The organism is Flavobacterium branchiarum, assembly GCF_030409845.1.
Classification (GTDB): domain Bacteria; phylum Bacteroidota; class Bacteroidia; order Flavobacteriales; family Flavobacteriaceae; genus Flavobacterium; species Flavobacterium branchiarum.
The window spans coordinates 1,065,493-1,078,189 of sequence record NZ_JAUFQQ010000003.1; the positions used below are offsets into that span (position 1 = coordinate 1,065,493).

Genomic DNA, 12,697 nt, shown 5'->3' on the forward strand with positions numbered 1-12,697 from the left:
AACAACAGTTTTTTAAGGCTTTACGCATTTGTTTTGATTAAATTTGACTTCTAAATAAGACAAAAACACCTAATAAACTGATTTATAAATAGTGAAAAGAGAAATAATTCAAACTCTAGATGGCTCAACGACAATTCATTTGGAAGAGTGGGATGAATGTTATCATTCTAAACATGGAGCAATTCAAGAAGCAAAACATGTCTTTATACAAAACGGTTTTTCTTTATTTGATAGCAGTCCAATTTCGATATTAGAGATTGGTTTCGGAACTGGATTGAACGCTTTTATTACCTTTTTAGAAGCAAACAAGAAAAAGCAACCTATTAATTATGTTGGAGTAGAAGCGTACCCAGTTGCAGCTAACGAAGTGCTTATGATGAACTATGTTGCCCAATTAGGAGCTGATGAATACAATGATGTATTTAAAAACATGCATGAAACGAATTGGGACGAAACTATCGCACTTACTGATTTGTTTACTTTAACAAAAAGAAAACAGTTTTTTCAGGAAATTGATGATGTTGCTGTCTTTGATTTAATTTATTTTGATGCCTTTGGTTACCCTGTTCAACCCGAACTTTGGAGTACCGATATATTTAGAAGGATGTATACTGCTTTAAAACCAAATGGAGTTCTTGTGACTTATGCAGCCCGAGGTGTTGTTAAAAGAAGCATGATCGAGGTAGGATTTACGGTTGAGAAATTAGCAGGGCCTCCTGGTAAAAGAGAGATGTTTAGAGCTCGTAAAGTGGTGTAAATCATGCTATTTAGATTTGTTTTAAATTGATATATTCTCATTTTTGCAAACGTATTCGTGAATAATAAATCAAAAAAATAAGTTAAAACGAGAATACTTGGCTGGAAAATGTTTATTTTTACTTCGAGTTATAAAATAAAAGATAACCCCATAATCTTAATTTATTATGTCAAAAATAATGTTTGATTACACGAAATCAATACTCGAAAGAGTAAGTTTCAACCCGGTACTTTTCTTAAAAGAATTAGAGAAAGCTATCAAAACACTATTACCATACGAAATGGAACAACTGGAAGAGTGGTTATTAAATTTTACAATCGGAAAGCCCGAATTAAAAGAATGTCTACTGATCGTTAAAGTATAGATAAACAAAAAAAGGAACCTAATTAGGTTCCTTTTTTTATTTCTTTTGGATAGGGCTTATTATCTGAACATTTTGAAAAACAATAGCTCCTTTTACAACGCCTGCGATAGTGTTTCGTAAGGCATCTATAATCTGAATTTTTAATTCGCTTTTTGGATATATTAAACTCACCTCTCTGGCTGGTTTAGGTTCCTTAAAGTGACGTAGCTTTGATTTGTCTGTTTCTTTTAAATCTAAAGTATGTAAATAAGGTAGCAATGTTGTGCCTAATCCTTCGTCTGCCAATTTTATTAGAGTTTCAAAACTACCACTTTGAATTTGAAAAGCATTTTGCTCTACATCTGTACCATTTTTGCAAAGATTTAAAATTCCATCTCTAAAACAATGTCCGTCTTGTAAAAGTAATATTTCGTTGATGTTTAAATCAGATACTTCGATTTCTTCTTTTTCAAAAATAGAATGTTGTTCTGGGATGTAAGCAACAAAAGGTTCAAAATAAAGAACGATCTCTTTTATTTTTTCATCTTCTAATGGAGTTACTGCAATTGCAGCATCAAGATGTCCATTTTTTAATTTGGTTATAATTTCATCTGTATTAAGCTCTTCGATTAATAATTTAACTTTTGGATATTTCTTGATAAAATTATTTAAGAACATCGGTAAAAGCGTTGGCATAACAGTTGGGATAATTCCTAATTTGAATTCGCCTCCAATAAAGCCTTTTTGTTGTTCGACTATATCTTTTATTCGATCAGCTTCATTAACAATGTTTTTAGCTTGATTAACGATTTTTTGCCCAATTTCTGTAAGTTGAATTGGTTTTTTGCTTCTGTCAAATATTAAGATGCTAAGTTCTTCTTCTATTTTTTGTATTTGCATACTAAGTGTAGGTTGAGTAACGAAGCATTTTTCGGCAGCGAGCGTAAAGTTTTTGTGTTCAGCAACGGCTAAAACATATTGTAGTTGAGTTATAGTCATTTTTAATAGTATTTTCTGATGCAAAAATAAGAAAATATAATTTTTTTTTATGGCATTTTAGGAAAAGTTATCTTAAATTTACAATAAACAGAAATATAAAATTAATATACTATGAAAACTAACATTTTAGGATTGCCAGTAAAAGAGTCAGAATTAATTGTTAAAGAATTAAACGTCTTACTATCAAATTTTCAAGTTTATTATCAAAACTTGCGAGGAATTCACTGGAATATTCGCGGAAAACGTTTTTTTGATTTACATGTAAAGTTTGAAGAATTATATACAGATGCTCAATTAAAAATTGACTTAATTGCTGAAAGAGTTCTTACATTAGGAGGAACACCATTACATACATTTGAGGATTATATTAAAAATAATAAAATAGTAGTTGGTAAAAACATCTCTAATGACGAAAAAGCGATTCATTTAATAGTCGATTCATTAACAGATTTGCTAAAGATTGAAAGAGATATTTTAGTTAAATCTGATGAAATTAATGATGAAGGAACCAATTCGATGATGAGTGATTTTATCTCTGAGCAAGAAAAAACGATTTGGATGATGAAAGCATGGTTAGAAGAGGATTTGTAAAATCCTGAAAAATAAATAATTATAAAACCAGAACAGCATTACTAAGCTGTTCTGGTTTTTTTGTTAATGTTAAATTTGTTTAAAATTTTCTACTTAGTGTTTTGATTTTATCAGTTTAGCTCTACTTTTGCACTAATGAAAAAACTTGCATACACATTATTAATCATCTTTATTGCTTTTTTATCGACGCCACCGATTGTGACGATGATAGAGAAGACATGTGATGTGTCTGCTTTTTTTAATGTTTCAGAAGAAGAACATTCACATAAAGAAGTCAAAGTTTATGTGTATCATCCATCATTTCATGGAGAGTTCAATTTACCTATGTTTGACAAAACAAATCTTATATTGTCAGAAAAATTATCTAAGCATGATAAGATTTCTGCATCCATTTTTGCGCCTCCACCTAATTTAGCATAATACATCCGGTTATATTTTTTTAAACATTTACTGTGTTCTAGTAGTACAGTAGGTATTTTATGAACATTTTTACTATTGTATTATGAAAAGAAAAGTAAATCTTTTTGCTAACCTTAAGTCTGATTTTGCGTCAGGTTTAGTGGTGTTTTTAGTGGCTCTACCGTTGTGTTTAGGTATCGCAATGGCCTCTGGAGCTCCCTTATTTTCAGGAATTATTTCAGGAATTATTGGAGGTATAGTTGTAGGTTATTTGAGTCAATCACATATTAGTGTATCTGGTCCCGCTGCTGGTTTAACAGCAATCATTCTTACGGCAATTACCGACTTAGGAGCTTTTGATGTGTTTTTAACAGCTGTTTTTATTGCAGGTCTAATTCAGTTAGGATTAGGTTTCTTAAAAGCGGGGAGTATATCTAATTATTTTCCAACCAACGTAATCGAAGGAATGTTGGCGGGTATCGGGGTTATTATTATCCTAAAACAATTGCCACATGCATTTGGGTATGATGCTGATTTTGAAGGAGATCAAGCGTTTGTTCAAAGTGATGGGAATAACTCAATCTCTTCTTTATTTGAGATTTTCAATCATATTCACATGGGAGCTGTAATTATTACATTGATCTCATTTGTAATATTAATTGCATGGGATAAAGTTCCTTTTTTACGCAAACTTAAATTAATCCCTGGTGCACTTGTTGCAGTTATCTTAGGTATAATTATAAATCAAATTTTTATTTCAACAGGAAGCCCTTTGGCTATTGGTAAAGATCATTTAGTTTCGCTACCAATTCCACATACATTTGATGAATTTAGATCAATTATCATAACTCCAAATTTTGCTGGGGTTACAAATCCACAAGTTTGGGTTGTTGCTATCACAATTGCAATCGTAGCTTCTATCGAAACATTATTATGTATCGAAGCATCTGATAGAATGGATGCTCAAAAGCGTTACACAAATACAAATGTGGAGCTTAAAGCCCAAGGTATTGGAAACATGGTAAGTTCTTTATTAGGAGGTTTACCAATGACATCAGTTGTTGTACGTTCTTCGGCAAATAATAATGCTGGAGCCAAATCAAAAATGTCTGCAATTATCCATGGTGTTTTATTATTGATAAGTGTATTGGCTATTCCAGCAATTTTAAATAAAATTCCATTAGCTACTTTAGCTACTATATTGATATTAGTAGGTTATAAATTGGCTAAACCTGCAACATTTGTACATTTCTGGGAAAAAGGGAAATACCAATTCATCCCTTTCGTTGCAACTTTAGTATTTGTTGTAGCAACAGATTTACTTAAAGGTGTTGCTTTAGGAATTGTAATTAGCGTTATTTTCGTCTTAAGAGGTAACTTAAAAAGAGCTTACAGTTTTAAAAAGGAAGAATATGCTGATGGAGATGTAATTCATATTGACCTTGCTCAAGAAGTTTCTTTCTTGAATAAAGCTGCAATTAAACTTACACTAAATTCAATTCCAGAAAATTCAAAAGTTATTATCAATGCGCAAGATACGGTTTATATTGCTCATGATATCCTGGACTTAATAAAAGAGTTTAAAGAAACAAGAGCTGTAGATCAGAATATTAAGGTAAAACTGAAAGGGTTTAAAAAAGCGTACGAGTTAGAAAACACTCCTGATTTACCGAACCATGTATCTATAGAACATTATTATGATGTTGCAAAAAGAGCAATGGTTAAAAAAGTATAAAAGAAAAATTTTTAGAATAATTAATTAAATAATGCTGTAGTGTTGTGTTAGTGGAGGATTTAAAATAAGTAACTTTACATATGACTTTATTAAAATCCTCTAAACACAAGAAATTAATAGTTAAAAAAAATAAACAAAATGAAAGAGTTTTATAAACAAATATTAGACAATAATAAAAAGTGGGTTGAGAAATCATTAGCAATAGATCCTAATTATTTTGCAGATTTAGCAAAAGGACAAACACCACCTTTATTGTGGATTGGTTGTTCTGATAGCCGTGTTCCTGCAAACGAAATTATTGGAGCAAAACCAGGTGAGGTTTTTGTACATAGAAATATTGCAAACATGGTTGTTCACTCTGATATGAACATGTTAAGTGTTTTAGATTATGCTGTAAATGTTTTAAAAGTTAAGCACGTTATTGTTTGTGGACATTACGGTTGTGGTGGTGTAAAAACTGCTATGGGTAATCAATCAGTTGGGATTATAGATAACTGGATCCGTCACATTAAAGACGAATATCGTTTACATGATAAGTACTTAAATTCTATCGAAGATGAAACGGAGCGTTTTAATGCTTTTGTAGAAGTAAATGCTAAAGAACAAGTTTACAACCTAGCAAAAACTTCAATTGTACAAGGGGCTTGGAAAAATGGTCAAGATTTAATGTTACATGGTTGGGTTTATGGTTTAAATTCAGGATTTGTAACCGATTTAAATGTAACTATTAGTTCGAATGATGAGCTTGATGAAGTTTACCAATTGAAATTGTAATAAGTAAATAAAAAAAATCGCCTTTAAAGGCGATTTTTTTGTTTCTATTCGTTTTCATCATTTAAGTTCTCATTAAATGCTGATGGCAGTAAGGTGGGAATGAACTTGATTAATATAGGTAATAATAAACTTCCACCTGGGAGTAAGAATATTGTTAATGATGGAATCGTTTTACAAATATCTAATAATTGTTTTTTTACTTTCTTTTTCTCGCTTGCATCCAGATCTCTAAGTGTCGAATTAGCAAGTAGAATCATCAATTCTTTACTTTGGATGATTTCCTTAATGAGTCGGTTTTTATTACGTTTTATAAGCGTTATAACTCCCATTGTCATTTGGTCATAAAAATGCTTAACTGGATTAGAGTAATTAAAATACGGTATTTCCTTTTTATGTTCAGTGATAAATTCGTTTGTACTTTTGATACTTTCTGACACAAAATCATCGGATACCTCTAAAATACCTGATAGGGTATGTAAAAAATAAGCTTCTTCATTTTCTATAACACCATCACTCCATAAAGCCATTCCAGCCATATCAATTAAGTAGTATTTCTCTAATTCGTTTGTAAAATGGTGTAATTGTAATGTTTCTAAAGTTTCAACAGTAACTTTAGAAAATTTGCTATAGCGAATTGAAGCTTCAAAAAGTTTAATTAATAAATCATCGTACTGTGATTTATTTGTTTTAGTTTTTAAAGCTAAGGCGACAATACTCATAACGGTTTCTTCAATCTTCTTGAGGTATTTTTCAGGGATTGCTCCGTGAATTAAATACTGGCGAAAAGCCAAAACATCTATGAATAGTAATGCATTTGTAACTAAATGAGAAAAGTTCTTGCTAATAATACTGTCGTTAGTCTGAACACGTTCATTGATAATGTTTTCCAAAGTCAATGAATTACTGCTTTTTGGGAGTAGTATTTTGAAGGGATTAAAACCTTCAGGATTCATTTGATTATAAAAAGTCAATGCCTCAGTAATAAAACGTTCTGAATTAGTGTCGTTTTTTGTTAAAGAGTAAATGCCAAATAAAGTATTTAATAAGGCTACTTTTGAAATTTCAGTCTTAAACCAACCTTTTGTTTTAATTGGGACTGGGGTTTCGATTGCAATTATATGACCGTAAATGAAACCAGTTGATCTAACTTTTTGATAAAATGAGGCATTAGTTTCTGTAACTATATGTTCTGCAAACTTTTGTTTACTAAAAAATTTATCTATCCAACCTGTTGCTGAAGGGTTAATCATTGCTTTAATTTGAAGCTACAAAGCTATCTCTTTTTTATGAGTTGCGTATTGATAAAAAATAAAAAAACCATCTTACTTTGTTAATAAAATGGTTTTTTTAATATGTTTTATTTGATGATTGCTGAACAAGCTACTCTTGCTCCTGCATTCCCCGCTGGTTGCGAAGTAAAATCATCTGGATCTTGGTGTACAATTAATCCTTTTCCTAAGATATCTTTAGCTGGATCACCACAACCAATACACCATTCGTCAGTTTTTAATGTAATAGTTCCGTTTCCTTTCTCGTCAGCAGTAAAGTTCCCTATATCCCCTTTATGATGTTCTCCAACACCCCATTTTCCATGTTTTTTAAATGTTGGATTCCAGTGTCCTCCAGCAGAACTTCCATCGGCTGCAGTACAATCTGATTTTTCATGAATGTGTATTGCGTGAACTCCAGGCTGTAAACCACTAATTTTTGCTACAAATGTTACTTCTCCTTTTTTCTCTACAAATGTTGCCGTACCAGATACCGAACTATTACTTTTTGGCTCTAGGGCGATAGTTAATTTTTTAGAATCATCTGACTTATTATTGGTTTTACATCCAGCAATAACCGCAGCAATTACTACAAGAGATAGAATTATTTTTTTCATAGTGTAAGTGTTTTTTTAATCAAAAGTAAAGTTAGTTTAAAATTATCAAACCAAAATCAATAGAATGATAAAAAAAACGTAAGTTCTAAAGTTAAAAAATAAGTATAAAATTACAAGTGACGATGAAATATTGCTTAAATTCGTAAGTGGATTTAATTGTAATAATGCTTAAAAACAGACTTTTAACAGTTATTTATAGAACTTAATACTTTAAATTATGATAAAAAAAATGGCAATCTTCGCTGTATTAGTAGTGGTTTTATTTTCTTGTGATGCTACAAAAAATAAAACTACAGTTGCTAAAGCAACAACTGAACTCAATGGAACTTGGGAGTTAAATTATATAACAGGTCCAAGAATTGCTTTTGAAGGTTTGTATCCTAATAAAAAACCAACGATAACTTTCGATATTAAAGAGAATAGAGTTTCTGGAAATAATAGTTGTAACTCTTTTACAGGGAAATTAAATGTAGATGGTCATAAGATTAATTTTAGAGACGGATTAGCATCCACTAAAATGATGTGTATGGATAATCAAGGGGAGCAAGTTTTTATGGATACTATGTTAAAAATAACTTCTTATGATATTACAGATAACGGAAAAACATTGAACTTTATTTCTGGTGATATAGCCATGATGCGATTTACAAAGAAATAGCTTTAGTTTAAAATTAATGTAACTAATATTCCTATTATGAAAACTAAATTATCTATTTTATTAGTACTGTCATGTCTTTTAAGTTTCTCTGTTTTTGCACAAAAAAAAACGGCTAAGGAGCTTAAGGCCGAAAGGGAATTGCAACAGCAAAAACAAATTGAAGCTCTAATTGATTCTAGAAATTTTGTATTTGATGCTCAGAAGCTTACTCCACGTGGGGGAAGGATTATCACATTAGATTATAATACTTATTTTTTAAATTTTACTCCTGAAAAAGTAACTTGTGATTTGCCCTTTTTTGGACGCGGTTACAATGCCGTTTATGGAGGTGAAGGAGGTATGAAATTTGAGGGTGCACCCGAAAATATAATAGTCGAAAAAAAGAAAAAGAGTTATAATCTTAGAGCTATTGTTAAAGGGAAAAAGGACGTCTATAATTTGATATTCTCTATTTTTTTTAATGGAAGTACCACGCTTTCAATAAACAGTAACAATTTATCTGCTATTACTTATTATGGAGAGATAAGTGCTCTGAAAGTAGATGTTGATAAAAAATAAATGGAGTTGCCTAGGGCTGAGTTAATACTTATAAAATAAAATTATATAATAAATTAAAAACTAAAATTATGAAAAAGTTCCTTATTGCATTTTTGCTTGTAGTATCTGCAAATTCTTTTGCTCAATCTTTGGAGAAAGAAGATTTAGATGTTATCCAGAGTATATATGGAAGATCAAAATCTGAATTGGTAAAACAGTATATGAATTTGTCAGATGAGCAGAGCACAGCTTTTAAGAAAGTATATGATAATTACGAGGCTGAACGTAAAGCATTAGGAATCACAAAATTAAAATTAGTAGATGATTATGCTGTTAATTATGCTACTCTTACAGATGCTAAAGCAGATGAATTAGCAAAAGGCTTATTGAAAAACAACCTTAGCTATGAAAAATTATATAGTAAAACGTATAACAAAGCAAAAAAGGCGATAGGAGCTATTAATGCTGCTAAATTTGTACAGTTAGAGTTTTATTTACAAACGGCAATTAGTAGTGAAATACAGGATTCTATTCCTTTTATAGGGGAAATCGAAAGATCTAAAGTGAATTAAAAAGGGTAATTTTAATTTGAAGAAAATGCGTTAACAATTCAAGAAAGTGTTAACGCATTTTTATTTAAAGGTATTTTATTTTTTTGTTTTTACCTCATATATAGCATCAACCATTCCGCCTTTAGGAGTGTCTAGAGGTAATTCCCAGAACATGATACCACCAAGTTTTTTAGAAATTGCATAAGCTGTTTTTTCTTTTATAGATAGAATGTCATCTCCTGTAGCAAACACCTTTTCTTTTTCATTGTACCAATAACTTGCTTTAGCGGTATTGTCCCAAAAATGTTTCCATCCATTAGCTTCAGTAAAAGCAGTTGCATAATTTTTAAATGGAACACCTTCAATATGTACTCCTGGTTGATATAAACCATTATTTACGTTAGGAACATCTTTCCAAATACGAGTATAAAATGCTCCTCCAATTACTAATTTACTAGCTGGTATTCCTAATTTTAATAAATATTCTACTGCTCTATCTGTAGATTGAGCATCTGGTGTTCCGCCATATAAAGGAGCATGATGTCCTGTTACAGTTGAGTATCCATTTACTAAGTCATAGCTCATTATATTTACACGGTCTATTAGTGGCATTACAATTTTCCATTCGATAGATTCGTCAAGGAATTTTTGAAAACCTCCAGCAGCAAAACTAAGTTCGTGTTTTTTTCCTAAAGATTTACGTAATGCTATTACAAGTTCAGTAAAGTTTGGTCTATCTGCAGCTTGATATAAATGTCCAGGTAGCCCTTCGATAGCAGGATACTCCCAATCTAAATCTATACCATCAGTTTTAAAATAATCATTAACTTCTTTTACCGATTTTGCAAAAACATTTCTTCCTTGTGCGGTAGAGAAAACATCAGAGCAAGGTTCGCAACCTCCCCATCCACCTAGCGAAAGCATGATTTTAAGCTTAGGATACGTTTTTTTTAATCCAACTAAGTGTTTGATTGTGATAGAGTCCTTTGGTGTGTCTACGCTTAATTTGCCATTTTTTAAATGACAGAAGCTAAAGATAATATGAGTAAGTTTACTTATGTCGTACTCGTTAATAAGTTTGTCATCTCCAGTGTAGTATGCAATGACATCAATTTTTTTTGCTGCTTGTGCAAATGTGTTTGTGGTAAAACAGCATAAGAGGAAAAAAACAATAGGTTTTAATCTTTTCATTTTTACAGTTTTTAGTTTTTAATACGTTTTTTTTGAATGTTAAATATAGAATATTTAAAATGAACTTTTTTTCTCAATATCAGTTTTAAAACATCGATTTTCATTTAGTTGTTTTTTTATTTCGATTGGGCAGACTTTTTGAATCAATTTCTATGTATATGTAATTGTTTTTTAAAAACCTGATAATTAAGTAGTTATAATTGTTTTTTTGGGTTTTTAATTAAAAGCCTTATCTTGCATTTAACCCTTTTATATATATATCTAATTATGAGTAAATTAACTAGTTCTAGTATCTTTAAAACAAATTTCACTAAATCTGTTGCATTTCCGAGTTTAACAATAATTATTGCAATTTCGTTATTCTGTGGATTTTTCTCAAGTGATGCTGAAGTTGCTTTTAATTTTATTAAAGAGATAGTTTTTAAAAATCTAAGTTGGATGTACGTATTAATAGTAACTGTTTTTGTGCTTTTTTTATTCGGGCTAGCAGTTAGTAAATTAGGAAAAATAAAACTTGGTAATGACGACTCGGTACCTGATTATTCTTTTTTTTCATGGGTAGCCATGCTTTTTGCTGCTGGAATGGGAATTGGGTTAATGTATTTTGGAGTAAGTGAAACAATGTCCCATTACGCAACTCCTGCTAATGCTAATTTGGCTGTAGATCTTCGGGCCAAAGAAGCGCAATTGTATACTTTCTTTCATTGGGGTTTTCATGCTTGGTCTATATATGGTGTTGTTGGATTGTCTTTGGGCTATTTTGCCTACAGACATAATTTACCACTTGCAATCAGAAGTGGTTTTTACCCAATGTTAAAGGATAAAATACATGGTAGATTTGGTGATATTATTGATGTTTTTGGTTTGTGTAGTACTTTTTTCGGAATCACAACTACTTTAGGATTTGGAGTTGTACAGGTATGTGCAGGATTAGTAAGTCTTAAGATTATTCCTGATTCGGATTTTAAGTATCAAATTGCTATTGTATTAATAGTTATGGTAATCGCTGTTCTTTCGGCAATTTCAGGTTTAGGAAAAGGAGTAAAGAAACTAAGTGAATTGAATATTATATTGGCTGTTTTATTAATGTTGTTTGTATTAATTTTTGGACCATCAATTTACATTTTAAGCACTTTTACAGAAGGTTTAGGATATTATATTAGTCATTTTATTTCTCTTACTTTTAATACGTATGCTTATGAGAAGGGGAGTCAAGAATGGTTTTCTAAGTGGACGATTTTATATTGGGCTTGGTGGATTTCTTGGGCGCCTTATGTGGGTTTATTTATTGCAAAAATTTCAAAAGGAAGAACCATTAGAGAATTTATTTTAGCCGTTTTATTTATTCCTGCTTTTTTCAATTTTTTATGGATGACTGTTTTTGGAAGTAGTGCTGTTTGGATTGATGAACATGTTGCGAATGGAGCTTTAAGCCAATTAGTAAGTAATCCGGATACTTTATTGTTTAATTTTTTCAATTATTTTCCTTTAACAACACTTTTAAATATCTTATCATTACTAATTATATGTGTCTTTTTTATTACTTCTGCAGATTCAGGTATTTTTATAATGAATGGAATTGCTTCGAAAGGAGCGACTAGTTTTCCTAAATGGCAAAGTGTTTTTTGGGGAGTTCTATTATCACTTTTAGCTTTAAGTTTATTAAGAACAGGTGGATTAGCTTCGTTGCAAACGATGACCCTTATAACTGCTTTGCCCTTTGGACTTATAATGATTTTATTGTGCTACAATTTATGGAAAGCACTTATTGCTGATAATGAATATAGTGCAAAGAAATATTCGCATGGTAGTTTAAACTGGAACAATAATAACTGGAAAGAGCATCTCGAAAAAATCCTTACGTTTTCTGAAAAGAAAGATGTCCATAAATTTATTGATACTACTGTAAAAAAAGCATTTAATGAGCTTAAAATTGAATTAGCGAATAATAATGTTGAGGCAAATATTAATCTCTTTACGACTCCTAAACATGCCATTGAATTAGAGATTAAACACGATGAATTGAGGAGTTTTAAATATGGTGTAATGGCACAGCCACTCACTATATCTGAGACGTTAATTAATGAAAAGAATACGGCTGATATTGATTCTGAAATTTCTTTTCACCCTTTTACTTATTTTGGAGATCATAGAATGGGATATGATATTCAATATTTAAGTAAAGATGGCATTATTTCAGATGTTTTAAGAGAATATGAGCGCTTTTTAAATCTGGGTTCTGACCGTGATAATGATTTAATTATGAAATCAAATTAA

General features: G+C 30.7%; 14 protein-coding genes. 10 read left to right on the forward strand and 4 right to left on the reverse strand.

The annotated features are described in order from the left end of the window. The first annotated feature begins 91 nt into the window (after positions 1-91). Both mnmC2 and QWY99_RS05345 read left to right on the forward strand, forming a co-directional pair. Complete coding sequence (gene mnmC2 / locus QWY99_RS05340) at positions 92-757, forward strand: tRNA (5-methylaminomethyl-2-thiouridine)(34)-methyltransferase MnmC2 (RefSeq protein WP_290262410.1); 666 nt, start codon at positions 92-94, stop codon at positions 755-757. A gap of 166 nt (positions 758-923) precedes the next feature. Continuing rightward, positions 924-1,121 carry a hypothetical protein gene (locus tag QWY99_RS05345; protein WP_290262412.1) on the forward strand — a complete coding sequence of 66 codons (198 nt, stop codon included), beginning with the start codon at positions 924-926 and terminating at the stop codon, positions 1,119-1,121. Between the two features lie 36 nt (positions 1,122-1,157). On the opposite strand, the gene QWY99_RS05350 is transcribed toward QWY99_RS05345, so the two are convergent. Then, positions 1,158-2,099 carry a LysR substrate-binding domain-containing protein gene (locus tag QWY99_RS05350; RefSeq protein WP_290262414.1) on the reverse strand — a complete coding sequence of 314 codons (942 nt, stop codon included), beginning with the start codon at positions 2,097-2,099 and terminating at the stop codon, positions 1,158-1,160. A 111-nt stretch (positions 2,100-2,210) separates the two neighbouring features. On the opposite strand from QWY99_RS05350, the gene QWY99_RS05355 reads away from it, so the two are divergent. The 4 genes from QWY99_RS05355 to can all read left to right on the forward strand — a co-directional run bounded on the left by QWY99_RS05355 (position 2,211) and on the right by can (position 5,598). Beyond that, positions 2,211-2,690, forward strand: a complete 480-nt coding sequence (locus tag QWY99_RS05355) for a Dps family protein (RefSeq protein WP_290262417.1) — start codon at positions 2,211-2,213, stop codon at positions 2,688-2,690. A 135-nt stretch (positions 2,691-2,825) separates the two neighbouring features. Continuing rightward, positions 2,826-3,110, forward strand: coding sequence for a hypothetical protein (locus tag QWY99_RS05360; RefSeq protein ID WP_290262419.1), 285 nt, complete (start codon positions 2,826-2,828; stop codon positions 3,108-3,110). A gap of 82 nt (positions 3,111-3,192) precedes the next feature. Continuing rightward, a complete protein-coding gene (locus QWY99_RS05365) occupies positions 3,193-4,824 on the forward strand; it encodes a SulP family inorganic anion transporter (RefSeq protein ID WP_290262421.1) in 1,632 nt (543 codons plus the stop codon). A gap of 138 nt (positions 4,825-4,962) precedes the next feature. Next, positions 4,963-5,598 carry a carbonate dehydratase gene (gene can / locus QWY99_RS05370; RefSeq protein WP_290262423.1) on the forward strand — a complete coding sequence of 212 codons (636 nt, stop codon included), beginning with the start codon at positions 4,963-4,965 and terminating at the stop codon, positions 5,596-5,598. A gap of 44 nt (positions 5,599-5,642) precedes the next feature. Here can and QWY99_RS05375 read toward each other — a convergent pair whose 3' ends face one another. Together QWY99_RS05375 and QWY99_RS05380 are read right to left on the reverse strand one after the other, a co-directional pair. Further along, positions 5,643-6,848 (reverse strand): LETM1-related biofilm-associated protein, encoded by a 1,206-nt coding sequence (locus QWY99_RS05375; RefSeq protein WP_290262425.1) that lies wholly within the window; start codon positions 6,846-6,848, stop codon positions 5,643-5,645. A 107-nt stretch (positions 6,849-6,955) separates the two neighbouring features. Next, entirely contained in the window at positions 6,956-7,483 is a 528-nt protein-coding gene (locus tag QWY99_RS05380; protein WP_290262449.1) for a superoxide dismutase family protein, read from the reverse strand. Positions 7,484-7,700: 217 nt separating this feature from the next. Between QWY99_RS05380 and QWY99_RS05385 the strand changes: the two genes are divergently transcribed. The 3 genes from QWY99_RS05385 (at position 7,701) to QWY99_RS05395 (ending at position 9,250) form a co-directional block, all read left to right on the forward strand. Then, positions 7,701-8,141, forward strand: coding sequence for an META domain-containing protein (locus QWY99_RS05385; protein WP_290262451.1), 441 nt, complete (start codon positions 7,701-7,703; stop codon positions 8,139-8,141). Between the two features lie 36 nt (positions 8,142-8,177). Further along, positions 8,178-8,699: a DUF4251 domain-containing protein gene (locus QWY99_RS05390; protein WP_290262453.1), complete on the forward strand. Its 522-nt coding sequence runs from the start codon at positions 8,178-8,180 to the stop codon at positions 8,697-8,699. A gap of 68 nt (positions 8,700-8,767) precedes the next feature. Further along, positions 8,768-9,250, forward strand: a complete 483-nt coding sequence (locus tag QWY99_RS05395) for a hypothetical protein (protein WP_290262454.1) — start codon at positions 8,768-8,770, stop codon at positions 9,248-9,250. A 75-nt stretch (positions 9,251-9,325) separates the two neighbouring features. On the opposite strand, the gene QWY99_RS05400 is transcribed toward QWY99_RS05395, so the two are convergent. After that, on the reverse strand, positions 9,326-10,420 hold the full coding sequence (locus QWY99_RS05400; protein ID WP_290262456.1) for a glycoside hydrolase family 18 protein: 1,095 nt from the start codon (positions 10,418-10,420) through the stop codon (positions 9,326-9,328). Positions 10,421-10,687: 267 nt separating this feature from the next. Here QWY99_RS05400 and QWY99_RS05405 point away from each other — a divergent pair, with 267 nt between their 5' ends. Then, positions 10,688-12,697 carry a BCCT family transporter gene (locus QWY99_RS05405; RefSeq protein WP_290262460.1) on the forward strand — a complete coding sequence of 670 codons (2,010 nt, stop codon included), beginning with the start codon at positions 10,688-10,690 and terminating at the stop codon, positions 12,695-12,697.

Bases quoted from the DNA above. Each gene is read 5' to 3' on its own strand.
- QWY99_RS05345 (WP_290262412.1), top strand. From the start codon at position 924: ATGTCAAAAATAATGTTTGATTACACGAAATCAATACTCGAAAGAGTA.
- QWY99_RS05350 (WP_290262414.1), bottom strand. From the start codon at position 2,099: ATGACTATAACTCAACTACAATATGTTTTAGCCGTTGCTGAACACAAA.
- QWY99_RS05355 (WP_290262417.1), top strand. From the start codon at position 2,211: ATGAAAACTAACATTTTAGGATTGCCAGTAAAAGAGTCAGAATTAATT.
- QWY99_RS05360 (WP_290262419.1), top strand. From the start codon at position 2,826: ATGAAAAAACTTGCATACACATTATTAATCATCTTTATTGCTTTTTTA.
- QWY99_RS05365 (WP_290262421.1), top strand. From the start codon at position 3,193: ATGAAAAGAAAAGTAAATCTTTTTGCTAACCTTAAGTCTGATTTTGCG.
- can (WP_290262423.1), top strand. From the start codon at position 4,963: ATGAAAGAGTTTTATAAACAAATATTAGACAATAATAAAAAGTGGGTT.
- QWY99_RS05375 (WP_290262425.1), bottom strand. From the start codon at position 6,848: ATGATTAACCCTTCAGCAACAGGTTGGATAGATAAATTTTTTAGTAAA.
- QWY99_RS05380 (WP_290262449.1), bottom strand. From the start codon at position 7,483: ATGAAAAAAATAATTCTATCTCTTGTAGTAATTGCTGCGGTTATTGCT.
- QWY99_RS05385 (WP_290262451.1), top strand. From the start codon at position 7,701: ATGATAAAAAAAATGGCAATCTTCGCTGTATTAGTAGTGGTTTTATTT.
- QWY99_RS05390 (WP_290262453.1), top strand. From the start codon at position 8,178: ATGAAAACTAAATTATCTATTTTATTAGTACTGTCATGTCTTTTAAGT.
- QWY99_RS05395 (WP_290262454.1), top strand. From the start codon at position 8,768: ATGAAAAAGTTCCTTATTGCATTTTTGCTTGTAGTATCTGCAAATTCT.
- QWY99_RS05400 (WP_290262456.1), bottom strand. From the start codon at position 10,420: ATGAAAAGATTAAAACCTATTGTTTTTTTCCTCTTATGCTGTTTTACC.
- QWY99_RS05405 (WP_290262460.1), top strand. From the start codon at position 10,688: ATGAGTAAATTAACTAGTTCTAGTATCTTTAAAACAAATTTCACTAAA.